Raw genomic sequence first — 25,288 nt, 5'->3', positions numbered from 1 at the left:
TTCAACCGCGACCACGCCAGACTCCGGGCGCCTGGCGAACGAGCCTTCGCGCAGTTGAAGTCCTGGCGGCTACTACGGCGAGCCAGATGCTCCACACGTCGTATCGGCACCATCGTCCAGGCCGTCCACACACTGCTGACCTGCAGCTATTCAGGATGAAAGAGGCTCACTGTTCAGCGGATCGGTGCTCTCCTCGGAGTCCCACCCGGACGGTATCGTTCACACGTTCTATTTAAGTTGTTCGGCCGCCTCGCGACGGGCTCGATGGTTGTATGTCGGTGTCCGGTGCGGCCAAGCCTCGTTGGACGTTCAGCAGACTGCGGCCGCGCAGGCGGGCGGGCGCGGCATAGAAGAGGGGTGTCCGGTGAGCGACCGCAGCGCGATCGAGTGGACAGAGGCCACGTGGAACCCCACGACCGGATGCGACCAGGTCTCGCCGGGGTGCGACAACTGCTACGCCATGACGCTGGCCAAGCGTCTGAAGGCGATGGGGCAAACCAAGTACCAAAATGACGGGGATCCACGGACATCGGGACCGGGCTTCGGGCTGACGGTGCATCCGGACGCCCTCCGGGTTCCGTACAGGTGGCGCAGCCCCCGCACGGTGTTCGTGAACTCGATGTCGGACCTGTTCCACGCCCGTGTGCCGCTGGACTTCGTACGGCAGGTTTTCCAGGTGATGGCCGATACTCCTCAGCACACGTATCAGGTGCTGACCAAGCGAGCGCGTCGGCTGCGGCAGGTTGCGGACAAGCTGGACTGGCCGGCGAATGTATGGATGGGCGTGTCGGTGGAGAGCGCCAAGGAGCTTGCCCGGATCGACGACCTGCGCCGCGTTCCGGCAGCCGTCCGGTTCCTGTCGTGTGAGCCGCTGCTGGGGCCGCTGGATGGTCTGGACGTCACTGGCATCGACTGGGTCATCGCAGGCGGCGAGTCCGGGCCGCGATTCAGGCCGGTGGAAGAGGGATGGGTGACCGGCATCCGCGACGTGTGCACGGATGCCGGGGTGGCATTCTTCTTCAAGCAGTGGGGCGGCCGCACGCCCAAAACTCTTGGCCGCGAGCTCGAAGGGCGCACCTGGGACCAGATGCCTGCCCGGGAAAGCGTCACCGCAAGCTGACCACACTGGCTTTGGTGAGACGGCCAGCAGGAATGATCACCTGACCGTCTCCGTCCAGGTCCTGCACGGCCTTCTTCGCGTCCCGTGCACGCCACTGCGATGTCTCCAGCAGGAGCCACTGCCCCAGCTCTTCGAGGCTGACGGGCCCCTGACTCAGCCGCTGCTGGACGAGAGCCAGCAGCTCGGGGTCGATCACTTCGCCGTCATCGAATAGGGAGACCTGCCCGAGTGCGACAGCGTTGCGCACGCGGGGGTCCCGGAAGCGCATTCCGTCGCTCTTGTCGACCCGCCACATGGCGTCCTTCATCACCTCCACACCGCGCGGGTGCTTGGTTCCGTAGACCAGATACAGCGGTTTTCCTGTCCTCGGCACGACCTCGAACTGCAGGCGGTACTCGAAGCCGACCCGCTGCAGGGCGGCACGGTAGCTGTCCAACCAGGCCCGCCACATTTCTTCGCTGTCCCGGGCCGCGGCCACATGGGTCCAGTGCTCCCGGCCGCCGAACACGCCGTCGACGATGTCCTCGTTGAGTTCCTTGCGTCGGCTGAACCAGTTCGGCCCGAAGGTAACGATGACTTCGCTGGCCGGGTTCGCCGCGATACGGGCCATCACGGACAGGGGAGTGTTGACGTTGCCCCAGCTGTCGAAGACGCCCAGAATTGGGTTACCCCAGGCATGCAGTTCAGTCAGTAGCCGTTCGCTGTCTTGGCCCGCCTCTCCGCAGCGCACCTCCACCCGCACGGGTAGCTGGTCCAGCGGACCGAAGTTCTCATACAGCTCCTTCACCAAGTGCTCGTACGTGGCACGGTCTTTCTCGATGAAGATCAGTTGCACCCGTTCTCGGGACAAGCCCATCCTGTCCAGGTGGTTGTGGTTCAGAAGCCCCCGCAGGTTGAACACGGGGGAGCCTTCTTCGCCCGTCTCATAGCGGCCCGGTCCTGCGAAGGCATCCAGGAAAGTCACCTTCGGCCAGCTGCCGCCGGAGCGAGGACTGGGCTGGAGAAGGATCGGCCACCACGCGTCGAAGTAGTGCTTGTACAACCGGTGTTTGGCTCCCGTTGCCGGTTCCAACGGCCACAGAACACCCATCCCGACCCCCCTCGGACAGCAGAATGCTGCACAGATTGTCCGCTGAGTAACTACGCGGCGCCAGAACGCGTTCCAGACGGGCATCTGAAGTACGCCTGGGGCCTCGGTGCCGCGATCGGCGCGCTGGTCACTGGGCGGGCCGGGCTGTGCACACTCGGCCGGTGACCAAGTGGCTGGATGTTCCGCGGGTTCTGAGACAGGGAGCCTGATCAGTCTCCTACAGCTCGAGGACCGGGCATGCCATGGTGACGTGGTCGGCAGAGTGATCTAGGAAGTAAAGAACGCCCCATTCGGTGTAACGTCGTCCAACCGGACGGGTGACGGGAGTTGACCGGACGGTAACGATCGACAGAGCAAGCCCCCGGGGGCCGTTACCTCCGGGGGCCGCGAACAGAGGAGTTCGGACCTCCAGTGGTGCTCGCCCACAGTGACGCGGCCGCCGGCCTTCCGGCGCTGTCCAAGGCACTGCCATGATCAGCCTTGCCACACCTGCCCGCTTCGGCCAGCTGCCCAAGTTGCACGTCTACGTGGACGAGACAGGCGACCGCGGATTCAGCGAGGCCAGCAGAGCACAGTCGCCGTTCTTCGCGATGACCGCTCTCCTTGTCCCCCAGGAAGACGAGTGGGTGGTGAAGCTGACTGCCGGCGGCCTGCGCGCACTCGTACACGGCGCGGAACCCCAGCGAATCCTCAAGCCGATCCACTGGGTCGAGCACTTCAGGGCGAAGCGAATAGACCGTCGTCGGCAGGCAGCCCAAGCGCTCGCCCTCATGCCCAACGCCATGGTCATCCACGTCATCGCCCACAAGGACACCGTGAATGCCGATGCCGGCATGCGGCAGGACAAGGGCGTGTTCTACAACTACACAACCCGCCTGCTGCTCGAGCGCATCGCCTTCGCAGCCAGGCACTGGCCTGGCGGTTCCCGTCTAGCGATCACGCGCCTCGGCATCGTCAAGCACATGGACCACACCACCACGGCGGACTACCTCAACTACGTGCGCCAAACAGCCGGTCTCACCAGCTACCAGGTCCCTTGGAACTTCATCAAGTGGCCGCTCATCTGGGAAAGCACCCAGCGCGACGGCATCCAGTTGGCCGACCTCCATGCCGGAATCCTGAACAGTGCACTCAGTGGAGACCCACAGGACCGGGCCTGCGCCGACAACCTACTCCTCGTTGGCCACCAGCTCCGAAGGGCGTGGAACGGCTCCCCGCTCGGCTACGGGGTCAAAATCATCGGAGACGACAGCTTCGTCACCGGGCGTGTCTGGTGGCCTGAGTGGCGGGGGGGCTTGACCCGGAATCTTGGACACGGGCTAGGCGGCTTGGGCCAGGGTAGTTGATGTTGTGCCGAGTGCTGTCTCGTAGGCGACGGGACTGCGCTGTCCGAGGCTGGAATGGCGGCGTCGGGTGTTGTAGCGGTGCAGCCAGCGGAACAGATCGAGGCGGGCTTCACGCTCGTCAGCCCAGGAACCGCGCCCCTGGAGGATCTCCCTCTTGCATGTGGCGTTGAAGGACTCGGCGAGCGCGTTGTCCGCCGAGCTGCCGACGGCACTCATGCTCTGGATCACGCCCGCCTGGCGGCAGGCGTCGGCGAACGCCCTGCTCGTGTACTGAGCTCCGTGATCGGTGTGCATGACAGCGCCGGCGAGGCTGCCGCGGCACCGCTCGGCAGCGGTCAGGGCGTCGATGACGAGGTCGGCACGCATGTGGTCAGCAATCGCCCACCCGGCCAGGCGCCGGGAGGCGAGATCGATCACCGTGGCCAGATACAGGAACTTCCCACCGGCCAGCGGGAGATAGGTGATATCGCCGACGTACTTCGTGTTCACCACCGCGGCAGTGAAGTCACGGCCGATGAGGTCGGCGGCCTTCGCGGCGGCCGGGTCCGCGATGGTGGTGCGGTGCCTCCTGCGCAGCCGCAGGCCGGCCAGGTCGGCCTGGCGCATGATGCGGGCGACCCTCTTGTGGTTGACCAACTCGCCTGCCTCACGCAGTTCGGCGGTGATCCTGGGGACGCCGTAGGTGCCGTCCGAGTCACGATGAACCGTGCGTATTCGGGCGGCGAGCTGCGCGTCGGCTGCCTGGCGGGCTGTCCTCGCGGCCGCGGTCTTGCGCCAGTAGTAGAAGCTGGAGCGGGCGATGTTGAGGATGGTGCACAGCCGCTTCACGCCGAAGCGGCGCTGGTGGTCTGCGACGAACTGGAAGCGGTTCACCAGCGCGTCTCCCCGGCGAAATACTTCGCCGCCTTGCGGAGGATCTCGCGCTCCTCCTCCAGCTCGCGGACCTTCTTGCGCAGGGCCGCGTTCTCCGCTTCCAACGCAGTCGGCGGCTCAGCGGGTATCTCCGCCCGGCGTCCCCGAGGCCGGCTTGCCCCGGCAGCCCGGACCCAGTTCCGCAGCGTCTCCGGATTGATACCCAAATCAGCAGCGACCGACCTGATCGTCGCTCCGGGCCGCGACTGATACAGCGCGACCGCGTCCGCCTTGAACTCGGCAGGGTAGTGCTTCATGACCACGAGATGTCCGTTCTCAGATCCTCAAGATCTAGTGTCTCGTGTGTCCAAGACCAGGGGGCAAGGCCCGGGCAGGCTGACAGCAAAAAGCCCCCTGGGGGACTCCCGGGGGCCACAACCACCTCAACGGGTGGAGGGATCCAGTTCCCTGGTTCCGGCCTTTGCCCCGGCAGCCCACCAAGGGGCTCCTGCAGCGTTCCAACAAGGAGAAGTATACCAGCTTTAGCCCTTATCCAACCCGGGTTGGATAAGGGCTAAAGCCTGCGGAGCGCGAAGAATCCGCAGCTCAAAGCATGTGCAGCGGTCGCAGGCGCCTCCACAACCCCCTCTGGCCGGACCACCTCATTGGTCTGTCACGCCACCGCCAGCACAGAGGTCCCGACCCCCGCCGTCGGGGCCTCTGGGCCCCACCAGACGCGCGACACCACCACCCGCACGGGTCACTGCCTGGTGCGCATGTGTCGGCGTGCGGTGACCAGGGCCCGCCATCGCCGCCGCGTGTGCTGGGCGCCGTCGATCCAGCGGGTCGGTGAGGCTTCCTCGAGGGGCAGGCCGGCCATGAAGGCGACGATGTCGCTGTAGTAGGCGAAGTCGCCGCCGCGGGTGTTCTCACGCAGCCGGGCGATCGTCGCGGCCACCTGGTCCTGGTCGTCGCGGACGGCGTGGTGGAAGGCGAGAGCGAGGTCCAGGGCGAGCTCGGTGTACGTCACGCCCGCTGTACGGATCTCGGCGCGCAGTACCTGGGCGCGGTCGTCGACGTCGGCGTCGGTGCGGCCCGCGTCGCGGGCGAGCGCCGCGATCCGGGTGATCAGGGTGGTGGCGCGCAGATCCACGCCGGCCAGAAGCTGCTCGGCGAGGGCGAGCTCGCTGTCGGCGAAGGTCGGGTCGGTGAAGGCCAGGGCGAAGGCACGGTGGGCCTGGCTGTTGCCGCGCTCACCGGTGACACCGTGGTGTTCGGCTTCGTCGCGTGCGGCGGCGTACGCGAGGGCGGCGCGGTCCATGTCGCCATGGGGCCACCAGATGTCGCCTTGGACGCGGTGGTGGCGGCCTTCCCAGCCCAGGGCGTGGGCGGTGGCCAGGGCGGTGGGGAAGTCGCCGGCCATGCGGGCGAGATGCGCAAGTCCGCGTCGGGCGGCGGGGGCGAGGCGGCCCTGGCCGTCGGCGACGGCCTGCATGCCCGTACGGGAGGCCGGGCTGTTGCCGAGGTCGCGGTGGGCCTTGGCCCGGTAGTACAAGGCCATGTGCTGCAGGTCGTCCGGAAGCAGGTGACTGTCGATGACCGTGGTGAGGCGGGCGACGGTGTGCGAGCGGTGCTGGTGCTGGCGGCGAGCGAGTGCGCTGAGGAGTTCGACCAGGGCGTCGGCGGCCGTGTCCAGTCCTGTGCTGTCGGCGTCGGGTGGGGCGAGGGGTTCCCACACGGAGTCGCTGACGTAGGTCCAAGCTGCAGGGATGAGCCAGCCGAGGTCCAGCCGGTGGTCGCGGGCCAGGCGCAAGCCTTGGCGCAGGCAGGCAATCAGCAGCAGCCTGCCCGACCCGGCGGAGTTGCGGTGCTGGTCGCCAAGGGCGGTGAAGGCGCGCTGCGCAGCCTGCTGCCAGTCGCGTTCACTCCAGCGGTCATCGGTGGTGTCGTCGGCGTTGCGTACGGCGGAACGGATCAGGCCGTGGAGGTGGAAGGGCCACAGGCCGAAAGGGTCCTCGCGGACGAAGGGGCGTTCGGTCAGCCGCAGGGCGGGGCCTTCGTGGGGGAGGCCGGCGGCCTGGGTGGCGAGGGGGACGTCGAAGGCGTCCAGCAGGCTCACCGAGCGCAGGACGTGGCGTTCGTCGGGCGTGAGGTCGGTGAGGGTGCGGGCGACCAGGGCAGGGAAGTCGTGGTCGAAGTCGCCGGGCTGCGGGGTGCGGCCGCTGCGGCTGAGCTCCAGGAACCGAGCGACGGACAGATCGAGGTAGAGGGGCAGGCCGTGCGAGCGTGCGGTGATGACCTGCCGGACAGGCTCGCCGATGAGGGGCTGTCCGCCGCGGGTGAGGCGGCGGGCGAGATAGTCGTCGCAGTCCTCGGAGGAGAAGTCGCCGATCAGGACCTGCCGTGCGGTGCCGGGCTGGGCGGAGGTGCGGGCGGCGGGCACGGCCGTGTGGACGAGGCCGGGCCAGGCGGCAGGGCCGGTGTAGTCGAGCTGGCCCTGCAGCGCCGGGTCGGCCCACTGCAGGCGGGAGCGCCCAGTGATCACCCAGAAGGCGTTCGGCAGGAGCCACACCGCTCGCTGGACCAGGCGCTCCAGGTCGCGGCGGGTGCGGTCGCCGATGTCCTCGAATGTGTCCAGCAGGATGACCGGAACGACGCGTTTGCCCTCGGGGAGGCGGGCGAGCTCCCACGCCAGCAGGTGCGGGTAGAAGGACAGCGCGTCGAGGTCGGGTTCGGCCTCCAGCAGGTCCGCCAGCCGGGCGCATCCTGCCAGGGCCCGTACGGTCTGGCGGCGTTCGCGCAGCGCACCGACAAGGGTGCCGGTGACCTGGCCGACGACCGAGCCGATGGTGCCGGGCAGCATGAGCGCTTGGGCGACGTCGGAGAGCGCGGATTGCATCTGCTGTGGCATGGTCTGCCCGAACCGGGAGCCGAGACCGCCGCGGCGCAGGTACTCCTCCAGGGATTCGCCGGGGTGGTTGGCCTCCCAGTAGCGGCGCAGCGCCAGGTCGAAGGCGGGCAGGGGACGACCGATCCGGGTGAGTGCGGCCCGGATCGTCAGGACGATCTGCTCGAAGTCGGTGCCGGCGGAGCGGGCGAGGTCGATGCGCACGGGCAAGATTCGGTCTGCTGGCCACCTGGGCTCGCCCCACTGGGAAGGCCGCCGTCCGGCGTCGGTGAGCGTGGCCTCCAGCATTCGGGACAGGGTCGTCTTGCCGATGCCGCCCACGCCGTGGAAGACGAGCACGTGGTTGCGAGGCGCCTCGAGGTCCTCCGTGTCGAAGCCGGGGGCACTGATGTACTGGAGGTGCTCGGTGAGCGCGGCCGCGACCACCTCCCACTGTGAGGAGCGGTTCGTGAAGGCTTCGTCAGCCTGCACACTGCGGTCGTTCGTACTGAACAGGGCCCTTAAGTCCCGGCCTCCGGTCACACCCACCCCCGAAAGATGATCACCTGTGGGGTCCCAACCTATGCTGGGAGAGCCCCTGTCGGGGAGCCCGTTCTCCTCTGAGCCGGCCCAACTGCTGTGGTCCGGGCGGGCATACGGCATTCTTCAGCGATGCAGCCCGATCCCGCGCCCTGGTACAGCACCACCCTCAACGTGTGGACACTGGCCACAGTGCTCGTAGCCAGCTGGACCCTCACCAAAACGGTCACCGAGGGATGGCGCCGTACCATCGGCCGCAGGCGCTATCTCACCACCCGCCTCCGCAAGATCGCCCCCGGTGTGCGGCATGACTACGTCGAATCTCTTCTGGGTAAGCCGAAGTGGCAGTCGATGATGGAATGCATCCGTCTCACCGCCGACGAATCCAAAGACGCCGATCAGGACGACAGGAAAGTCGAGATCACCGTACGGACCTGGCCCTTGTCTCGGCTCGGCTACCTGGTCACCTGGGGTGAAGATGACACCGTGGTCATGTATGGGATCACCACGATCAGTTGGTGGTTCCGGCCCCGCGTGTTGATCGGCGACACAAGGATCCGGCTGGGGAAGTCCGTTTTTTCCGCCCTCGCCGACCCTGGCGAGCACAGTGCCTGGCTCGGTAATCGTCGGTTCGGATACCGGGAGCACCACTACTTCGGTAACCCTGGCGGCTACCGCTCGTGGTACATCGGCGTCAACGACATCGGTTACAACGCCGTCTCTCCCGTCCTCGACTGGTTCGACGACGCGGACGACTCCCGCACGCGGCTCCTGGCCGACAGACGAGCCGCCTACCGGGCGAGCGCTCCCATCAACACGGTTGTTATCAGCGGCACCGCTCTGTACGAGGAAGTACAGAACGACGACTTCTTCGGCGTCTGCCTGGGGGTCGACCAGGACACGGTCCGCCTGGCCGACCCCGAGTACCAGGTGCTCGACAGCCGGATCAGCCGGGCTCACCGCCGCTTCCGGGACTGGCGATGGCGGATGATGCACCGCCGCCAGGAGAAGAGGCTAGGCGCCCTCTACGACGCGTGACCAAGGAGCCCTCAAAACGGGCCTCCGGAGGACAATGTCCACTCCCATTCATGATCAAGATCAAGGGGGTTGCCATGTCCGGCACACCGGACGAGCCCGACTTCTCAAGCCTGGAAGACGGCGAAGAACAAGCAGCGGAGGAGGCCATCCAGGAGGTGGTGAACTGGTACAACACCCAGCTCCTCGAGGAGCGCCGCGCGCCGGTGCCGGACGAGGAGCGGATCGAGGAGCTGAAGGCCAGCCGGGAGGCCGCCCTTGCAGACGGGGCCCAACTGGCGACGGCGGGTCCGGAGGAGGCCGACCGGATCACCGCCGTCTACGCTGCCCGGCTGAAGGAGCTCAAGGAAACGTAGCCGGCGGCCTTGCTCGGCACGGGAAGGGACCAAACGGGCGGGTGCGGCCGGCCAAGGCGAGCCGGCTGCACCCGCGCGGGCATCAACGGCCGGGCGAGTGCGGCGATCTCGTCCAGCTCCTGCCGGTGCCGCGGGAGCGCCCGGCGCAGGCCTTGATGGAGGCGGAGGAAGGCCTCGGCCTCCTGCTCGGTGTAGGGACGGAGCCGTTCTGAGGCCAGGGCCCACGAAGCCCGTCCGGCTCCGGAGCCGTTCTCGTGGCGCAGCAAGGCCTGGCCGTCCCGGCGGATCACCGTGATGGCCGCGATCTGCGGGTGCTGCTCGGCGACAGCGACGACGTCGACGAGCGCGCGGAAGCAGGTGTCGTGCCCGGAGCGGCTGGTGAACCGGCCGGTGCCGCCGCGCTGCAGGGCACGGGCGTAGCGCAGTGCGGTGGAGAGCCGGCTGTCGGTTTCCCGCACGGCCAGGACGACGAGTTCGACCGGGTAACCGGCGGCTGCGAAGGGCAGCGCGCTGGCGAGGAACTCGTCCACGCCGCCAGGTGCCGCCTCGATGAGAACGTCGCCGCGCCGGCCGCGGACGTACTGCTCGGCCCAGGTGAACCAGGCCCGGTAGTCGGCGCGGATCGCCGCGCCGGCGCTGCGGGGGTCGTCGCGCAGCAGCTGGAAGTAGTCGGGGTGCTGAGCCTTGAAGTCGTCGCCGACCAGCCGGGTCGTTCCGGGCCGCATCGCGCGGCGGACCATTCGGGCGGCCAGCAGCTTGCCCGCCCCGGGCTGTCCCAGGACGTAGACGGCGCGCGGATCGTCCCGGGTGACGACGCCGTTCAGGTAGGACGGGACAATCAGCTCGTCGAAGACCCACCGGTGCTCGGTGGTGGAGAGCCGGTGGTAGTCGACGCCTGGTGCGCGCCGTCGGGGCTGGGCGATGCGGCGGACCGGCTCGGCGAGCGCGGCGGCCCGGCGCGCGTCCCGTACGACAGCCAGGCGCTCGTCCTCACCCGGCACGTCGCGGTGCACGCGCACCTCGGCGCGGGCTATCTCTTGGTGAAACGCGGCCGTCTCCCGGGCCGTCCACGCGCGCGATCGGCCTCGGGCGACCGCCTTGTCGGCGGCGGGCCGGCGGCGCCACGCACCGTGGACGAGTTCGTTGTCGTACAGCGCTGTGCCGTCGCGGGTCACCACGGTGATGCGGTCGGCGAGCTGCTCGGCCTCAATGACCGCGAGCGTTGCGAGCATGTTCGTCGCGCATGAGTCGTGGTTCGCCCAGCTCACGAATCGGCCGCCCGCCCCACCGGAGACCTCGGTGAGGAAGCGGTCGAGGATGCCCAGCTGGCTTAACGCCTCCGGCGTGGCGAGCGCGAGGACCTCGATCCGGTGCTGGGAGCGGCGGTACGCCGCCGACGACGCACGAAAGTCGTCGGGATCGGCGAGGGCGGACTCGACGACCGCGTCCAGGCCGCGGTCGCGGACGTACTCCTCGACGGCTGCCTGCCAGGAGCTGGTGTCCGGCCGGACCTTCGCGCTGGCGGTCCGGACGTCGGCGGCCAACGCTGCGGCGTAGTGGCGGTGGGCGGCCTTGTAGAGGTCGCGGCCGATCCGTACGGCACCACCGCGCTGTCCGAGCGCCGCCTGGACCAGGTCGGCGGCCTTGGTCTTCCCAGCCCCCGGCTGGCCACCGACAAACACCACCACCGGACGAGCCTGGGGCACAGCGCTTGCAGCAGCTACGGGCAGGATCACCCGCCCCAGGACGTCCCGGCTCTCGCAGGCCGGAAGTGCGGCGCAGCCGTCCACGTCGTCCACAGGGCCTCCACGCTCCTACGTTCTAGATCGTCCCAGCAGACCATAGCCGCAATGAGCAATCCATGTGAAATCCAATGTGAAATCCGACGCGCAATTCGGTAGGGTGTGACGTGGAGGTGAGCTCTGTGCCCACTGAGAACGAACTGTTCAGCGCCGTCGATGCGCTGCTGGAAGAGGTCGCTCAGGACGATCTCCCGACACCCGAGGAGCGCAAGCGTCTGCGCGAGGCCGCCGGACTGAGCCAGGAACAGATCGCCAAGGCTTTGAAGAGCCGGCGGGAGACCATCGGGAACTGGGAGTCGGGCGAGACCGAGCCGCGGCCGCCGAAGCGCGCTGCGTACGCCCGGCTGCTGGAGGGCCTTGCCGCCCGCTTCCCCGCCCCGGCCGCCGACGCGCCCGCTGCCACCCCGGCCTCGGTGATCCCGGAGGCGTTCACCGGCCCGGCACCGGAGACGACCCCGGCCCCGGCGCCCGCCGTCGTCCCGCCGTCACGCCCGAAGGCGGCGGCGAGCAGCACCACCAGGCCCGCCACGTCGTCGCGGCGCCCGGGTGCGAAGAAGGCGGCGGCGAAGACCACCACGGCAGCCGCCGCCGACTCGCGCTTTGAGAACGGCCCTCTCGCCGTCATCGACTGCGAGGACGGGCAGGTGTCGGCGTATTGCGTCGGCGGCCTGGTCCTGGACGTGCCCGCCAAGACGATCCCGGCGCTGGTCGACTGGACCCTCGCGGAGGCGAAGCTCGGGCAGGCCCGGTTGCACCGCAACGGCCGCGACGCCGACCCGATCCTCGTCCTTACCGCGTCCGCGCTGGAGCGCTACGGCCTGCCCGCCACCCTCTCGGAGGAGGAGCGGCACGCGAGCCGACTCCCGGACAGCCACAAGGTGGTCAAGCAGATCGGCAAGGCCGGCTTTCAGCTCACCCAGCGCGGTCTCGGGCCGTGGGCCCGCGTCTTCCGCGAGCCCGAGGGCTCGAGGCGGCGCTGCGTGCAGCTGTGCATCCTGCCGTGGAACGCGCTGGACACCCGGGAGTGGGGCAGGAAGGACGACCCGGAGCTGCTGCTGACGATGCACCCAGCCGACCTGGTCCAGTACCTCGGTCTGTACGCGGCCCGGGTGATGACACCGCGCGGCTCCACCGCGACGACCGGCCTGGAGCTGATGACCGCGCTGCGCCCTCCCACCCGCGCGGAGAAGAACCCGGCGACCGGCGAGTTCGAGCGGGCCTACAACGAGGACGCGCTCACCCAGCTCTACCCGGTGGTGCCGTGCGAGGTCCCCGACGAACACCCGATCCTCAAGGGCCAGTTCGCCCGGCACCACATGCGCACCCCGGCAGAAATGCTGATGGAAGAGCCCTACGACTGGTGCCGGCTGCTCACCGATGAGGAGTGCGCCAACCCCTACCTGGTGGTCGTCGACATCAACATGTCGTTCGCCGCAGCCGCGAACGGGCTCACGGTCGGGTTGAACGGGCCGACCCACCTGACCGGCAACCCGGCCTTCGACCCGGCGCTGCCCGGCTCGTGGCTGGTCGACCTCTCTCACGTGGACCTGTCCCGCGTCCGGGTCAACGGCCGCACGGTCGACGGATCCCGGCTCCCGAGCCCGTTCACGCCGAAGGGCGAGACCCCCGAGGGCCCGGCCTGGTACGCCACGCCGACCGTCGCCTACGCGGTGGAGCTCGGCTTCGACGTCGCGCCGATCGAGGCGTACGTGCGCACGCAGAGCGGCCGCTACCTGGACTCCTGGTACAAGCGGTTGCGCGACGCCTACGTGGAGACGATGGCCGACATGGGCGTCACCACCGACCTCACGGGCCAGGAGTTCCTCGAGGCGATGGCGCGGCGCAAGCAGGTCGACCCGACGATGGCGTTGCTGGAGACCGCGATCAAGGCCACAGCCAAGGGGGCGATCGGCAAGCTGCGTCAGCGCTCCCGGGGCCAGGTGCCGTACTACGAGCCGTACCCGGCGCTGGAGCGGGTGAACTGGCGCCCCGACATCCGGGCCGCCGTGCTCGCGAACCAGCGCACCGGCCTGCACCGCAAGCTGCTGAAGACGGCGGCCGCCGCCGACCTGTACCCGGTCGCGATCGGCACCGACGCGATCGTCTACCCCTCGCCCGGCCCGTCGCCGCTGGACGTCCTGCCGTACACGCCCGAGGGCAAGCCGGCGCCGGGCACGTTCCGGCTCGGGGTCTCGCCGGGGATGGTCAAGCACCAGGGCACCCAGACCGTCCTGTGGGCAGAGCAGCAGTTCGAGGAACGCGGCGGCGTCTTCAACATCTCCAACCTCATCAAGACCGACCAGAGCGCCGGAGAAGGGGAGTAACCCATGGTCGACTCGCTCGGGGACAGCCTGGACCGCGCGCTGGAGGGGGCGTTTACCCGCCCCGCTCCCAAGAGCGCCCAGGCCCAGATGAAGTACCTGGTCAAGCAGCTCAAGGGCACCAAGGCCGCCGCCCAGGCCCTCGGGATCACCCAGCGCACCGTGGAGCGGTACGTCTCGGGCAAGCTCAAGCGGCCCCGCCAGGAGCTGCGCGGCCGCCTGGAGCGCGAGGTGAAGAAGAGGTGGCAGCCGCAGATCCGCGCGAAGGCGAGGCAGAAGGCGGCGACCACAGACGGCCTAGTCGTCTCCACCCGCGCCCGCTTCGGGTTCACCGCCGCCGCAGGCACAACCGATGACGCCCGGATCCGCGACGTCACCCAGGCCCTGCCGCCCGAGTTCGCGGACCAGCTGTTCACCGCGCGGGAGCAGGGCGCCACCGAGCAGCAGCTCCAGCAGATCGCGGCCGACGGTCTCGCCCGGATGTACTTCCGCGCCAACAACAGCCGCGCGCACGGCCTGGGCGTGGAGTTCACCGACGTGGAACGGCTCGACATCGAGCTGTAGGCCAGCTCCCGCACGAGCGCCGCGCCCCCGGCTGTGACTGAGCGCTTCAGTTGGCGAGTGAGCGCGCGAGTTGTCGAAATACCGATCCAGTGTCAGAAGCCAGAATCTGTCAGTATCCTGTCCAGCCAACACTCAGATAAATGGCAAACTGAAATGCTGTAGCAACACACTTAGCCGCTGGAGAGACACTTGAGGTTACATTCACGAAAGAAAACTCGAAAGATCGCTAGAGTCCTCCTCAAGATGCTTTCCATTTATCTGCGAGGGCTGACCCTAGACAGGGCACGAAAGAATTCCTGCTGCTTTGTAGCCCTGCTTGCCCTTGCTTCGCCCATCATTTACCTCTTCACTGGCGTCAATGTATTCTCCTCCCCTCCCGATTGGCTCATCCTGAGTATTGCCATTTCAATGATGATCGTTGGCTTCTTGCGCGTCGAATGGGTCGCTTACGAGCTGGAAAGATTGGCGCGCAGAATGGAAGCGGAGCACCTTAATTCCCCTTCGGATGTCGAGGGAGGTTTCGTCCTCTATCTGCGCACGTTTGGGACGGATCGGAAAGCGGCGAGATTTCAGTACAGCAAATACGATTTAGAAGAGGAGCGTATCGCATACACAGAGGAGGAGTTTCTCTGTCTAACCATGGAACGGGCCTATGGCCAAGTTGTGGCCCTCGGGCAGCCTGGGGAAGTATTGCCGCAAGTTGGAGCAAATCGCATGTACGCTTCAGATGAACAATGGCGTGACTGGGTTGCAGAACTCGCATCCAGAGCATCACTGGTCATGATTCAGGTAAATGAAGGGAAACACACCAAATGGGAGATTGAGCATGCCGCCAAGCATCTCCCGCGAGAGCGGGTTGTCCTCCTGGTGCCACGCAAGATTCACGAGTACGACTTCCTCCAGGATATTTTCGAGTACTTCGCAACCTCACCTAGCCTAACCGAAGCGTACAACAAACACATCGCCGCGGTTCTAAAGCCTCAAGCCCACCACCGTGGCGATATCGCGGAGCAGGAGGAGTACTTCTCGGTGATTTGTTTTGATGGCGCGGGAGTCGCTTTTCATGACTCCGTGAGGTGGGAAAAGGGGCGGCCTGCCAGAGAACAGAATTTGGTGGCAGCTCTCGCGTTGCATACGCTGTTCCGCTTGAATCATCTACCCCTTTGGGCGTCGCTGAACCGGGGGCTAGGAAACCTGGCATGCTGTCGTCTCTCCTTGACAGAACCTCACTCTCGTATGTACTGCACAAGAACCGACGAGCAGTGCCTGGCGGAAAGTACCAAAATACTGCAATGGAATTCTACCTGGCCTCAGTTTCGTGTCGATTCATGCTGCCCAGGCTGCCTCACGGAAAGGCGTTTAAGTGACGGATCCAAGTAGGCGCTTTTGCTGATTTTTGAGGCGAATGTAAGATTCATGAACGTAACTGGTGAAATCATCTCCAGGGTGTGCAATCAAGGCGCGGCGGTTTACTCCTTCCGCTTCCTCCGTGATTGCAACCTCCAGAGAAAGGACATGGGCGCAGAAATCAACCAGAGGCTTCGGGGTCTCCGTTTCAATAATCAGGTCCGCATGCTCGACAACTAGGTCACGTATGCGTCGATTGGTGGGCATGAGTGCCTGATCGCGCCATCGCAGCCACTCGCTTGTGCCCGCCTCTGGGTTCCGCTCATCTCGTGCCGGGAGGATCGTCGCACGCAATGCCTCCCAAATCTGCTCATTTGTGTCAACTAGAGTTTTTAGTGGCCCATATAGGTCTCGCAGTTGACTATTGATGCGTGCGAGGCGTGCCTGCCGGCGCTCTTGTCGAATTTGGGAGTACTGGCTTAGCAGGAAGGCAAGCACTGCTACAACGATGCTCGCGCTGGCTGTGATGATGGCAGCTGTCACACCCTGAGTGTGTCCCAACTTCCTTGCTTTTGGGGCCATAGCCGGACGCTGAGGCGGTTCCTCACCTGCTGGGGCGACAACAGAGGGAGGGGAAGGGCCAATGTGGCCAGGTCTGCGGGCTGGACGATCCTTTGCTGCCGTACGCCCTACCCGCCTCGTGCTCAACTCGCCAAATCAAGTGCTCAGTCACACCGGCATTGCAGCTGCCGGGGGGCGCGGCGCTTCGCATCCTACGGAAGGGCCGCCACGGTCAGGTCGTACGCGCGGCACGACGCCGTGCCCACCAGGACAGCCGGGGCGCGGTGGAGGCGTTGACGGCCCGGCCGAACGCCTCGAGCGCGGCCTCCAGGCGCGCGGTGTTCTCCACGTCCGACAGGGCGTTCAGCAGCTGCTCGGTGGCGGTGACGACGGTCGGGTCGGAGGAGCGCATGAGTGGGGCGGCGGCGGTGGCGGCCCGGGTGAGCGGCTCGCGCACGGCGGCCACGGTCTGCTTGCTGGCCACCCGCTCCCGGCTCAGCAGCTCGGCCGCGCGCCCGAAGCCCACGAGCCCGCTCTGCGCGTCGGTGCCGCCGGCGATCCGGGCGCGGGCGGCACCACCGGCGAAGGCGAGCACGGCCAGCAGGAACGTCTGGCCGCGTTCGGCCGGCCCCTCCCACAGCAGCCGGTTGGCGGTGGCCGTGCTCTGCAGTTCCATCACCGCCACCGTCATCGCATCTGCCTGCACGCGCAGGGCGCCGATCTCGGCCTGCTGCTCCTGGCGGTTGCGGGAGCGGTTGGTCAGCCATGCCGCGAGGACGGCAATGAACGCCCCCGAGACGAGCGTGCTGGCCAACTCGATCAACTTGTCCATCCCCACAGGCTGACCGCGCGCCGGCCCCGTCGTCCGGGCGATTGCGCACCTGACGCACAACCCGCACCCTCCCGTTGCCGATCAAGTGCAGAGGCAGCGGCCGGGGCGCCGTGAGGCCCCGCCCTGCGCTGCTGCGCCGGTGCGGGGCCTCACACGCGTATCCGCGGGGGGTCGGATGTTCATGCACGCGCTGCCGTGTCCAACGGTGCCGTCCGGCCAAGGGTCACGACCCGGCTCTCCTACTCCCCGTCGTCGTCCTTCTGCTGCCGGCGTTCCGCCTGCTCCTTACGCTCCTTGGCCTCGATCGCGTACGCCAGCGCCCTGCGGTGCTCGTTGACGCTGCCGCCTTCACCGCGGCGCTGGGCGATGTCCCCGGCCAGGTAGTCGGCGAACAGACGCACGGGCTTGTGACTGCTGCCCTCGGCGAACTCCAGCAGGTGCAGCAGCGCCTCCAGCTCGCCCCTGCGTACGGGCACGTTGACGACATCGTCGGCACCGGAGGTCAGCGCCTGGGCGGTGCGGTCGTAGTAGGCCCCGCAGCGGGCTTCGTCGAAGCGCAGCTCGTAGCTCGGATTGCCGTAGTAGAGGCGCCTGTGCACCCGCAGCCGTTCGCACAGGCCGGAGAGGTCCTCAAGGGGCTGACGGTAGAAGGGACGGTCGTCACTGCCCGCGGAGTGCGGGCCGAGCTGCACGGCGGAGAGAAAGGCCGCCACACGGTCGGGCTCGGGGATCAGGCCGGCGCCCAGCCACCGTGCACCGTCGTAGAAGGAGCCGCCGGCGCCCGCCCGGCCCTTGGGCAGGATCCACAGACACCAGCCGGACGTCCCGGACCAGTGCAGCCCAGCCTCAGCGTCCGGAAGGAACCGACGGACGAAGCTCTCGTTGAGGTTGACGCTGCCCTCCACGTCGTTGTGGTGCTTCTCCCGGTCCTCGTCATCGTCGTACCGGCCCCAAGCAGTGACAGAGCTGACGGGCGTCCCCTCAGCCAGCAGCTTCTCGGCGACAGCCGTCATGTAGTGGCCGATGACGTTCTTCAGCGCGCCGGCCAGTTCGGTCTCTGCCATGCGGTCTTCCCTCCCTCGCAGGCCGTCGGTGAGCCCGCCCCCGCCTCAGCAGATGGCGTCACCCCGGTCGGCCGACACTGTGACGCCTCCTTTCTAGCGGCGCCGGGCACCTGACCGGGCAGTTTCCGGCCGCGCAGCCACGGCAGCCGACCGCCGCCCTACACGGCGTGCAGAGGCACGTCAGCGGGCCGCCTGGTGGCGCTCAGGGCTGTTCGGGCGGGGTGTCCTGCATGTACCAGCCGTGGGCGGCCATGCACTCCTTGGTCCACTCCATCAGCAGGTGCGCGCCCTCCTGGACGCGGCTCTGGTCGTGGCCACCGCCGTCGGCGAACCACTGGGCGAACAGGCCGGCTGCCGGACAGTCGGGGTCGCCGGTGTCGCAGGTCGGGCACAACTCCAGGTAGATCGGCCGACCGTGTGCGTCGTTCTGCGGCGCCACGCCGCTCATGATGAAGTCGCCGCCGCAGCGTGAACACTGCGGCAGTCGGTCGGCGAACTTGAGCAGTTCCATGGCCAGCCCCCTTGCTCTGGACGTGGCCCCCCACCCAAGACCCGCTGACCTGCGCCGTCAACCCCTTCGACGGGCGACGGGACCGCCCGGCCGCCGGCCTCTGTCCACAGGTCCGCGGCTGTGAGCTGCCCTCATGACTGAGGAAGAGAAGGCGGCGCAGGCGGCCAGGACGCGGGCCAAGATCCTGGAGGGCTTCGCTCGCGCGGAGCGTGCCCTGTTCACCCGGCCCGCGCCGAAATCGCCGCGAGCCCAGATGAAATTCCTCCGCAAGCGGGAGAAGGGCTCCACCAAGAGCCTGGCGGAGCGCTTGGGCGTCTCCCGCAAGACGGTGCAGCGCTACCTCTCGGGGGCCTCCACCAAGCCGAACAAGCGCCTCCGGCAGGCCCTGGCCCAGGAGACCGAGTCAGAGTGGCAACCGCAGGTCAGGGCGCAGGCAAGGCAGCGCGCAACCACCTCGGGCGGGCTCGTTGTCACGTTCCAGGCCACCCTCGGCTTCACCGCGAACGGGTCCTCGGACGACGCCCGGATGCGGGACCTCACCATCGCCGTGTCGCCCTCCCACGCGGCCCGCATCCTGGCGGCACAGGAGGAGGGTGCGACGGATACTGACGTTCACAAGGCGGTCGCGGAGGCCATCGCGGACGCCTATTTCCGTCAAGCCGGGGGCGGTTGTGCGAGCCTGGAGGTGGAATTCCGAGACGTTCAGCGGCTCGACTTCGAGTTTTAGCAGCACGTAATTCACGGGTGCGATAAACCTGTGCTGTGACCGCCGCGCCCAATGCGCGGCAACCTGATACCCGTTCATTCCCCGTGACGATTGAGAGGCCCGTGTGAGCACCTCTGCGCTCCGCTCCCGCCGCAGCCCCCGCGTTCCCGCACCCGGCGCGGCCGCGCCCCGCCAGCCGGTCGACCAAGCGAAGGTCGGCCGCAGCTCGGTCCGCCGGCGCGCCACCGGCATGACCGCCACCGAGGCCGCCGTCGCGCTCGAGGACGCCCGGCTGCAGCAGCACATCGACCGGGACCGCGAGGACCTGGCCGACGACGAACGCGGCCCGGCCGAAGTCGCTGAGTGGCAACGCATTGCGCAGCTGCTCGCCACCACCGGCGGAACCTACGACCCGAAGGGCGACGCCGTCGTCCAGGACGAGTTCGCCGCCGACCAGCGAGCCGCGGAAGCCGAGCAGCAGCGCCTCCAGGAGCAGCAGCAGCTCACCGCCCGCGCCGACGAACTCGCCGCGCTCGCCCGAGCCGGCCGACTCGGCCGGACCGTGGAGACCCGGCCCGGAGACGAGTTGGCCCGCGAGCTCCTGGTCCACCGGGGCGACTACCACCCCGTGGTCGACAGCTGGCTGGCGCAGGCCTTCGCCGACCGCTCCGGCCACTACGCCGACCCGACCACGCGCACGGCCGCCGCCGACTCGCTGCCCGACCGGGTGCGGGCCCACGCCGCCCTGCTCGCCGCGCTTGCCCGCACCGGCGCCCCGGCCGCCGATGGCGACCTCGAGTTCGCCGGGCGCCTCGCCCAGGCCGACCCGGACGCCACGACCGCACTCGCCGCCTGGCTCGACCGCGTCCTCGTGCCCGCCGAACTGGCGGAAGCGAGCGCGGGCGAGGACGGTGCGCGGTGAGCGCGGCCGACCACGTGGTGGCCACGTGGGTGCAGTCGACAGGCTGCGGCACCCGGTACGAGGATCTGACGGCCGACGGCCAAGTCCACGTCGATTACGCGCCTCCGCTCGGGGAGCCGCACTGCGAGGGCGACGACGATCCGGACTACAACCCGATCTGCTGGTGCCCGCGCGTCCCGAAGCAGTTCTGCATGGGGTGCGCCGGCTGCGCCGCGTGCGGGCAGTGCCGCGAACCGCACGTCTGGCCGCCGCTCCGGAACTGACCACCGACGACACCCCGCTCCAGCGCTCCCGTGAGGCCGTGGGTGTCCCGTGGCATCGAACATTGAGCGTTGTCAGCGAAGTTTGGCCACCAGTAGGTTCGTGCCACCGATGCTTGAGCGAACTCGGGCTGCTTTGACTACGGGGGTGACCGTGTCGGACGCGGTGTACGGTCTTCTGGGGGCGCTAGGCGGTGCGATCGTCGCAGGCGCTGCTACGTTCTACGGGCCCCTTCAGCTGCAAAAGCGAGCGCTCCGAGAGGCGTCAGCGGAGCGCGACTCGACTCATGCCCATGCCGAAGCAAATCGGCAGTCCGAGCTGCAGCGTGCTCAGGTCGCTCGGGTCGTGCAGGTGCGTAAGGCCATGGCCGCGTGGGACAACCTCTTGGGACGGACGTTTCGCCTGCTCGAGAATGGCATCGTCGACTCCGAGACGTTCCACCAAGCGGCTGAGCGGGCGCGTGTCGACGCGAGTACGGCCCTGTACGAGGCACTGAACGATGGCTTGTACATCCCAGCAACGCAAGGTAGCGGCGCCCGTGAGCGGCTGGAGTTCGGCGACTACCCGGACCTGCGGGACGATCCCGCAGACTCGAAGTGGGTCCTGGACAAATTCGAGAAGGCGACAGAGGCCTTGAACGCCATGGCGGAGAGCGACGTGGACCCTTCCAGCGACGCTTGGGTGGAACTTTGGGAAGACACGAGGCGTCACGTTTTGAGCGCGCATAGGTGTCGAGCTGATCTTTCACATGCGTTGATGCGACACGTCGAGACCATTGCAGATGTCACCACGATCGAGACCCGCGGTGGTGACAGAACTGGGCTCGCATGACGTGTAGCCCTGCCAGGGGTTCGGGACACACCAGGCCACTCTGTGACCGGAGCCGAAGTGATCAATCTTCGGTGACACGCGATCAAGATTTGATGGCACGGGACAGTGGGCCGTCGACGCCTGTCACGCTCACAGTGCGTCACGCTGGAGGTGTCACGCGGCCTGTCACGCCGACTGTCACGCCCGCCGGTCCACCACGCGACAGCACCCGTCGAATGTCCGGATTGAACGCTTTTTGAGTGCCTGGAGCGCCCCGAACCCCCGCTCCAGGCCCGAATCGGCGTGACAGCGTGACAGCGTGACACTCGGGCCCGGCGGCAGGGGCGGGTCATCACGCTCCGCTCACGCCGTTGCGTCAGTGGAGCCCGGAGCCCAGCGCCTGAACAGTCAGGGGTGAACAGTCCGATCTGTGTCATCGACCCCCCGTTTCCCCAGGTCGTCGCAACCATCTGTGTCACTGTTCAGCTGTGTCAGCTGTGTCATCGGGTGGGTTTCGTCCGTACCGTCCCGGAGCGCCCCGCCTCGGCGATACCGTGGTGACACACGCCAGAGAGAAGCCCAGGAGCCCCGGATGAGCGAGCAGCCGGCCCTCGTGCCCGACCGCCAGCCCCTCGATGAGAACGCCGCTGCGTCGGTCCGCGCGTACGCGGCCGACCAGCGTGCGCGAGTCGACGTCCTCGCCTCGGTGCTGGAGGACATCGCCGCCAACGGCTACCCGTCCCCGGAGACGGGCGTGCTGTGGGAGGAAGCCCGCGACGCCCACCTGGAGCGCCTCGCCGGTGAGCAACCCCGTGTCGCCTGAGCACGCGCCGCGCCGGTCCCAGGTCGTCCTGGTGGAGCCCGCGCTGAGTCAGCTGGCGAAGCTCACGGCGAGCGAGACGCACCGCTTGGACCGCGCGATCGTCGCGATCAGCGTCAACCCGGAGCTGGGCACGCCGGTGCCCGACACCCTGCTGCGCGACTACGTCGACGACGTCGACGGGGTCCGCGTCATCTACTACGTCACGGCCCTTCGACAGATCACGATCGTCGCGTACGTTGAGGCGTAGGGGCCTCCCGAGCACCCATGCAGCGCCCCGGACCACCACTTGGTCCGGGGCGCTGCTGTGATGTCTAGGTGGTCGGGTGCAGGCGGCCGGGATGCCGGAGAGTGATGACATTCCAAGGCCGGCGCCCAGGCCGTCGACCTTGTTGCCAGGACTGACCGATGCGCCCCGGCGGGGCACTACGGTTCGGGCATGACGCTCACCTCGCCTTGGCCGGCGGGCCAGCATTTATCGACCGGCTCGGAGTCGGCAGGCGTCTCAATGGCTGCCTCCATGACGCCTCTGCTGGTCGAACGAGTCCTTGCAGCCCAACGGCTCGTCGATCGGAAGTACTGGGGCCGCTGCCGAGGAAGTGGTAAGTACCCCTGCCGGAACGGGACCCTTGATGGGGTCCCTGCCTGCCTACGGCATCTATCGCCAGAGGAACGGGCGGCTGTAGACGAGCTTCTGAAGGAAGCCCGGCGTCTAGTCGACCGATGGCTTCCTCACCTGGCGCCTGCATGCTGGTTTTGGCCGCTTCCTACAGGCCTTGATCGGTCGGGAAACACCGAGGATCTGCTCTTCGCGTGGCAGCAGGCTCGGTGTGCGATCTGCAGCAGCCCGGGACGACGGGGGCGGGGGACCGGTTCCGACCTGCTCGTGTTGGACCACGATCACAGGAACGGTCTCGCGCGGGGCTTCTTATGCCACAAATGCAACAAGCGGGAAGGTCTGCAGCGGCCTGGAGAAGACGGCCGCTACGGCAACTACCGATCTCGCCCGCCAGCGGTCCTGCTCGGGTTGTCCACGCCGTACAGCCAAGCGGTGCGGCTGCGGGTGCCGGCACCACGGCATGAATCAACGCCAGCTTTCGAGCCTGGCTTGCCTCGGGCGCTGTGGAAGATCCGCAAGCTGGCGCCTCAGCTGGAGGAGCAGCTGCGTTTGGCAGCCGAGGATCCCAAGAGGCACAAGTACACGGGCGAAGAGATCTGGCGAGCACTCCAGATCTTGGTGCCAGTGCTCTTGGCTGCCGTGGAGCGGGCCGATCGGGATCTCCTCCAGACCGAGCTACCGGAGCTTGTCAGCTGGCTGAAGCAGTTTCCGCCTTCACCAGCACCACAGTGAAGCGGCGCCACACCGTGGGGTGCGGCGCCGCTGATGTCGTGTCACCCGGCCGGGCGGGCGGCCGGGCGGCCGGGCGGCCGGTCAAGCGCTGCGACGTGTGGGCACGGCGGACAGATGGCGCTGCGGGACGGGGGGAGCCGGGGCGGCCAGGGCACCGGCCTTGATGGCCTCGGTCGCCTCGCGCAGCGCCTCCTCCATCTCCTCCTGGGAGTCGTACCCGGCGAAGTACGGGTGGATGAAGTAGCTGCGGTAGCGGCCCTCGGGCCGCAGGACGATGTTCCGCTCGACCAGGTGGCTCATCGCGATGGACGTGCGGTTCTTGCTGAGCCCCACGCGCGCCCGCAGTTCGGCCTGTGAGGCGTTCACCTCGCCGCCGGGGCGCTGGACCTCCATCATCGCGCTCAGCAGGTCGTAGTCGGCCTTGGAGAGCTCCAGGCGGTGCAGCTGGGCGAACCCGAGGTGAGCTTGGATCAGCATGCCTGCTCCTCCACGTCGTTGTCGCCGAACGCCAGCTGCCGCGTCCGCGGGGCCGGCGCGGCCGGGGCCGTGAACTCCGGGAAGCTCTCGCTCGCCGCCTTCTCCAGCGCCACTACATCTTCCCTCATCTCCGGGAAGTGCTTCCTGAGCGCGGCCCTGGCGTCCTGGCGCAGCTGCTCCAGGGCCTCCTGTTGGAGGTCACCGTTGCCCTTGAAGCAGATCAGCGGGTTGACCACGATCAGCGAGTTGGCGCGGCGCTGGATCATATGCCAGTTCTCCAGGCTGCCCAGCGCCCGGGTGACGTTCGCACGCTCTACTCCGAGGTGCCGAGCGACCTTGATGTGGGTGATCTTCAGGCGGCCCTCGACCTGGCGGCCCATGCAGAACAGCAGGACCGCCGACTGCACGGGCGACATCCCGTACCGGGCGATCAGCACGGCCAGGACGTCGGCGAGGAACGCGTTGCTGACCATGCTGTAGCCGCTGCGCCCCCACGCGTCATGGGGAGCCCGGTATGTGTAGTCGACCTTCGCGGACCGCACGGGCCGGCCGGGCTTCGGCGGCGTACGGTCCAGCGCCTGGGCGAAGCTGTCCGCCAGCGGCGACGTCACGGGCTCACCGCGTTCCGCCGACCGCCGGCCCCTACTGGTGGAGCGACTCGCGTCCCCGGGCACCCTGGCTCCTGCTGCTCGATCTCATGTGGTGCCCAGGACCCTAGCCGAGATTGTCCCCGTCCAGAGGGACCTTTGTCCCTGTCGGCGTGGCCCCCTGGTGTCGACGCCGACACACGCCCCTTCACGGGCTGACGGCCGAATGCCGGCCTGACCAGGCCGAACGCATTTTGTACCTCTCCCCGGGGCCAAATCGGGTGCGGCTGTGTCGGAGGAGGCACAAAACCGCAGGTCGATGTGTCAGGGCTAACACATTGCCTCTCGCAAAACCGCAGGTCAGAGCAGCTTTCCGCGCGGTGTCCTTTTATCAGTAAGACGCGCACGCGCGCGCGAGGGCCGCCACGACCCTCCCGGCGCTCACCGCCCCGCCCGCTGCCGGCGGCTCCGATCACCAATACCCCGCCGTGCGCATCTCTCATCAGCACCCGCACCCGAACGCCACCCGGGCCATTTCTGCTAATCTCCAGCGAACGCACCAATTCGCATTTCTCGACGCTTCTCGCTCCGTCATTTCGGGGGCCTTCATTCACCAACGGCGCGCCCTTTCTCTATGGCTCACCCAATCCGGGTCGGAAGTAATCCGCGCCTCACTTTCTCCGGTCGGGGGGGGGTATGCAACCATTCCAGTATTAAGCTAGCTTCTATCTTTGAAGCACCCTCCCGGATCGCCCACCCCCATCCCTCCCGATCTCTGTTCGAGTCGTCACCCGCCCGACTGCCCGTCACCTCCCCTCCTCTTGCTGCTGCTTGTGGCGTGCGCCCGGTGGGTGGGCCGCGCGGAGCGTGGCACGCCTTGCCCGCAGGGGAGTTGACGGGTCGGCTGTGGGTGGCTGGAGCGCAGCGGAGGCCACCGGTCGGCCGCAGGCCGGCCGCGCCTCGCAACGCGAGGCGCCTGCCCTGCGGTTGGCGGTCGAGCGGAGCGCGTGCCGCCTGGCGGTGAGCGGAGCGAGCCGCCTCCGCTCACGCGGAGCGGGAGCGGCCGGGGAGCGCAGCGACCCGGCTCGCTTCTTCGGGCGCAGCCCGAAGGGACCCGCTCCGCGGG

Annotated in this window: 24 protein-coding genes and 1 pseudogene; 15 read left to right on the top strand and 10 right to left on the bottom strand. The window is 67.9% G+C overall.

Translation table 11 applies throughout. The features are described from left to right. Positions 1–159, top strand: a pseudogene (locus ACZ6IM_RS40780) (IS5/IS1182 family transposase); the annotation flags it as partial. 205 nt (positions 160–364) lie between these two features. Then, positions 365–1,120 carry a DUF5131 family protein gene (locus ACZ6IM_RS40775; RefSeq protein WP_469564240.1) on the top strand — a complete coding sequence of 252 codons (756 nt, stop codon included), beginning with the start codon at positions 365–367 and terminating at the stop codon, positions 1,118–1,120. Here ACZ6IM_RS40775 and ACZ6IM_RS40770 read toward each other — a convergent pair. Continuing rightward, the gene (locus tag ACZ6IM_RS40770; RefSeq protein WP_469564237.1) at positions 1,107–2,162 is read right to left on the bottom strand and encodes a three-Cys-motif partner protein TcmP; all 1,056 of its coding nucleotides are present in this window, start codon (positions 2,160–2,162) and stop codon (positions 1,107–1,109) included. The two genes, ACZ6IM_RS40775 and ACZ6IM_RS40770, sit on opposite strands and share 14 nt — an antisense overlap. A 518-nt stretch (positions 2,163–2,680) precedes the next feature. Between ACZ6IM_RS40770 and ACZ6IM_RS40765 the strand changes: the two genes are divergently transcribed. Beyond that, complete coding sequence (locus ACZ6IM_RS40765; RefSeq protein WP_469564235.1) at positions 2,681–3,556, top strand: DUF3800 domain-containing protein; 876 nt, start codon at positions 2,681–2,683, stop codon at positions 3,554–3,556. On the opposite strand, the gene ACZ6IM_RS40760 is transcribed toward ACZ6IM_RS40765, so the two are convergent. Next, positions 3,530–4,731, bottom strand: a protein-coding gene (locus ACZ6IM_RS40760; protein ID WP_382016201.1) for an IS3 family transposase whose coding sequence is annotated in 2 segments (ribosomal slippage) — positions 3,530–4,446 and positions 4,446–4,731 — 1,203 coding nt in all. Because the reading frame shifts where the segments join, the coding sequence is not laid out codon by codon here. The genes ACZ6IM_RS40765 and ACZ6IM_RS40760 overlap by 27 nt on opposite strands. Positions 4,732–5,168: 437 nt before the next feature. After that, positions 5,169–7,787, bottom strand: coding sequence for an ATP/GTP-binding protein (locus ACZ6IM_RS40755; RefSeq protein ID WP_469564232.1), 2,619 nt, complete (start codon positions 7,785–7,787; stop codon positions 5,169–5,171). Positions 7,788–7,967: 180 nt separating this feature from the next. Between ACZ6IM_RS40755 and ACZ6IM_RS40750 the strand changes: the two genes are divergently transcribed. After that, positions 7,968–8,873 carry an ETEC_3214 domain-containing protein gene (locus ACZ6IM_RS40750; protein ID WP_469564230.1) on the top strand — a complete coding sequence of 302 codons (906 nt, stop codon included), beginning with the start codon at positions 7,968–7,970 and terminating at the stop codon, positions 8,871–8,873. 50 nt (positions 8,874–8,923) lie between these two features. Continuing rightward, positions 8,924–9,226, top strand: coding sequence for a hypothetical protein (locus ACZ6IM_RS40745; protein WP_469564227.1), 303 nt, complete (start codon positions 8,924–8,926; stop codon positions 9,224–9,226). On the opposite strand, the gene ACZ6IM_RS40740 is transcribed toward ACZ6IM_RS40745, so the two are convergent. After that, positions 9,190–10,914 (bottom strand): zeta toxin family protein, encoded by a 1,725-nt coding sequence (locus ACZ6IM_RS40740; RefSeq protein WP_469564225.1) that lies wholly within the window; start codon positions 10,912–10,914, stop codon positions 9,190–9,192. The genes ACZ6IM_RS40745 and ACZ6IM_RS40740 overlap by 37 nt on opposite strands. A gap of 236 nt (positions 10,915–11,150) precedes the next feature. Here ACZ6IM_RS40740 and tap point away from each other — a divergent pair, with 236 nt between their 5' ends. The 3 genes from tap to ACZ6IM_RS40725 all read left to right on the top strand — a co-directional run bounded on the left by tap (position 11,151) and on the right by ACZ6IM_RS40725 (position 15,293). Beyond that, positions 11,151–13,352 (top strand): telomere-associated protein Tap, encoded by a 2,202-nt coding sequence (gene tap, locus ACZ6IM_RS40735; protein WP_469564222.1) that lies wholly within the window; start codon positions 11,151–11,153, stop codon positions 13,350–13,352. Positions 13,353–13,355: 3 nt separating this feature from the next. Further along, the gene (tpg, locus tag ACZ6IM_RS40730; protein WP_469564219.1) at positions 13,356–13,913 is read left to right on the top strand and encodes a telomere-protecting terminal protein Tpg; all 558 of its coding nucleotides are present in this window, start codon (positions 13,356–13,358) and stop codon (positions 13,911–13,913) included. Positions 13,914–14,156: 243 nt separating this feature from the next. Next, positions 14,157–15,293, top strand: a complete 1,137-nt coding sequence (locus ACZ6IM_RS40725) for a hypothetical protein (RefSeq protein ID WP_469564217.1) — start codon at positions 14,157–14,159, stop codon at positions 15,291–15,293. Here the strand turns inward: ACZ6IM_RS40725 and ACZ6IM_RS40720 are convergent. The 4 genes from ACZ6IM_RS40720 to ACZ6IM_RS40705 all read right to left on the bottom strand — a co-directional run bounded on the left by ACZ6IM_RS40720 (position 15,273) and on the right by ACZ6IM_RS40705 (position 18,228). Then, a complete protein-coding gene (locus tag ACZ6IM_RS40720) occupies positions 15,273–15,803 on the bottom strand; it encodes a hypothetical protein (RefSeq protein WP_469564214.1) in 531 nt (176 codons plus the stop codon). The genes ACZ6IM_RS40725 and ACZ6IM_RS40720 overlap by 21 nt on opposite strands. 250 nt (positions 15,804–16,053) lie before the next feature. Continuing rightward, the gene (locus ACZ6IM_RS40715; RefSeq protein ID WP_469564212.1) at positions 16,054–16,653 is read right to left on the bottom strand and encodes a hypothetical protein; all 600 of its coding nucleotides are present in this window, start codon (positions 16,651–16,653) and stop codon (positions 16,054–16,056) included. A gap of 239 nt (positions 16,654–16,892) precedes the next feature. Further along, positions 16,893–17,717 (bottom strand): hypothetical protein, encoded by an 825-nt coding sequence (locus tag ACZ6IM_RS40710; RefSeq protein WP_469564211.1) that lies wholly within the window; start codon positions 17,715–17,717, stop codon positions 16,893–16,895. A gap of 202 nt (positions 17,718–17,919) precedes the next feature. Beyond that, a complete protein-coding gene (locus ACZ6IM_RS40705; protein WP_469564208.1) occupies positions 17,920–18,228 on the bottom strand; it encodes a DUF6300 family protein in 309 nt (102 codons plus the stop codon). Between the two features lie 133 nt (positions 18,229–18,361). Here ACZ6IM_RS40705 and tpg (ACZ6IM_RS40700) point away from each other — a divergent pair, with 133 nt between their 5' ends. The 7 genes from tpg (ACZ6IM_RS40700) to ACZ6IM_RS40670 all read left to right on the top strand — a co-directional run bounded on the left by tpg (ACZ6IM_RS40700) (position 18,362) and on the right by ACZ6IM_RS40670 (position 23,098). Continuing rightward, complete coding sequence (gene tpg / locus ACZ6IM_RS40700) at positions 18,362–18,955, top strand: telomere-protecting terminal protein Tpg (RefSeq protein ID WP_469564206.1); 594 nt, start codon at positions 18,362–18,364, stop codon at positions 18,953–18,955. A 103-nt stretch (positions 18,956–19,058) separates the two neighbouring features. After that, positions 19,059–19,856, top strand: a complete 798-nt coding sequence (locus tag ACZ6IM_RS40695) for a hypothetical protein (protein ID WP_469564203.1) — start codon at positions 19,059–19,061, stop codon at positions 19,854–19,856. Then, entirely contained in the window at positions 19,853–20,119 is a 267-nt protein-coding gene (locus ACZ6IM_RS40690; protein WP_469564200.1) for a hypothetical protein, read from the top strand. Before ACZ6IM_RS40695 ends, ACZ6IM_RS40690 begins: the two co-directional genes overlap by 4 nt. A gap of 145 nt (positions 20,120–20,264) precedes the next feature. Further along, a complete protein-coding gene (locus ACZ6IM_RS40685) occupies positions 20,265–20,948 on the top strand; it encodes a hypothetical protein (protein WP_469564198.1) in 684 nt (227 codons plus the stop codon). Positions 20,949–21,519: 571 nt separating this feature from the next. Further along, entirely contained in the window at positions 21,520–21,750 is a 231-nt protein-coding gene (locus tag ACZ6IM_RS40680; protein ID WP_469564195.1) for a hypothetical protein, read from the top strand. After that, on the top strand, positions 21,740–21,997 hold the full coding sequence (locus tag ACZ6IM_RS40675) for a hypothetical protein (protein WP_217235551.1): 258 nt from the start codon (positions 21,740–21,742) through the stop codon (positions 21,995–21,997). The genes ACZ6IM_RS40680 and ACZ6IM_RS40675 overlap by 11 nt, the downstream gene beginning before the upstream one ends. Before the next feature lie 189 nt (positions 21,998–22,186). Then, the gene (locus ACZ6IM_RS40670; RefSeq protein WP_469564192.1) at positions 22,187–23,098 is read left to right on the top strand and encodes an endonuclease domain-containing protein; all 912 of its coding nucleotides are present in this window, start codon (positions 22,187–22,189) and stop codon (positions 23,096–23,098) included. Positions 23,099–23,179: 81 nt separating this feature from the next. Here ACZ6IM_RS40670 and ACZ6IM_RS40665 read toward each other — a convergent pair whose 3' ends face one another. Together ACZ6IM_RS40665 and ACZ6IM_RS40660 are read right to left on the bottom strand one after the other, a co-directional pair. Further along, positions 23,180–23,575 (bottom strand): hypothetical protein, encoded by a 396-nt coding sequence (locus tag ACZ6IM_RS40665; protein WP_386308013.1) that lies wholly within the window; start codon positions 23,573–23,575, stop codon positions 23,180–23,182. Further along, the gene (locus ACZ6IM_RS40660; protein ID WP_386308012.1) at positions 23,569–24,186 is read right to left on the bottom strand and encodes a replication/maintenance protein RepL; all 618 of its coding nucleotides are present in this window, start codon (positions 24,184–24,186) and stop codon (positions 23,569–23,571) included. Before ACZ6IM_RS40660 ends, ACZ6IM_RS40665 begins: the two co-directional genes overlap by 7 nt. Positions 24,187–25,288 lie beyond the last annotated feature (1,102 nt).

This window comes from Streptomyces sp. NPDC042336, assembly GCF_055581985.1.
This window is presented reverse-complemented; position numbering and strand designations above follow the sequence as displayed.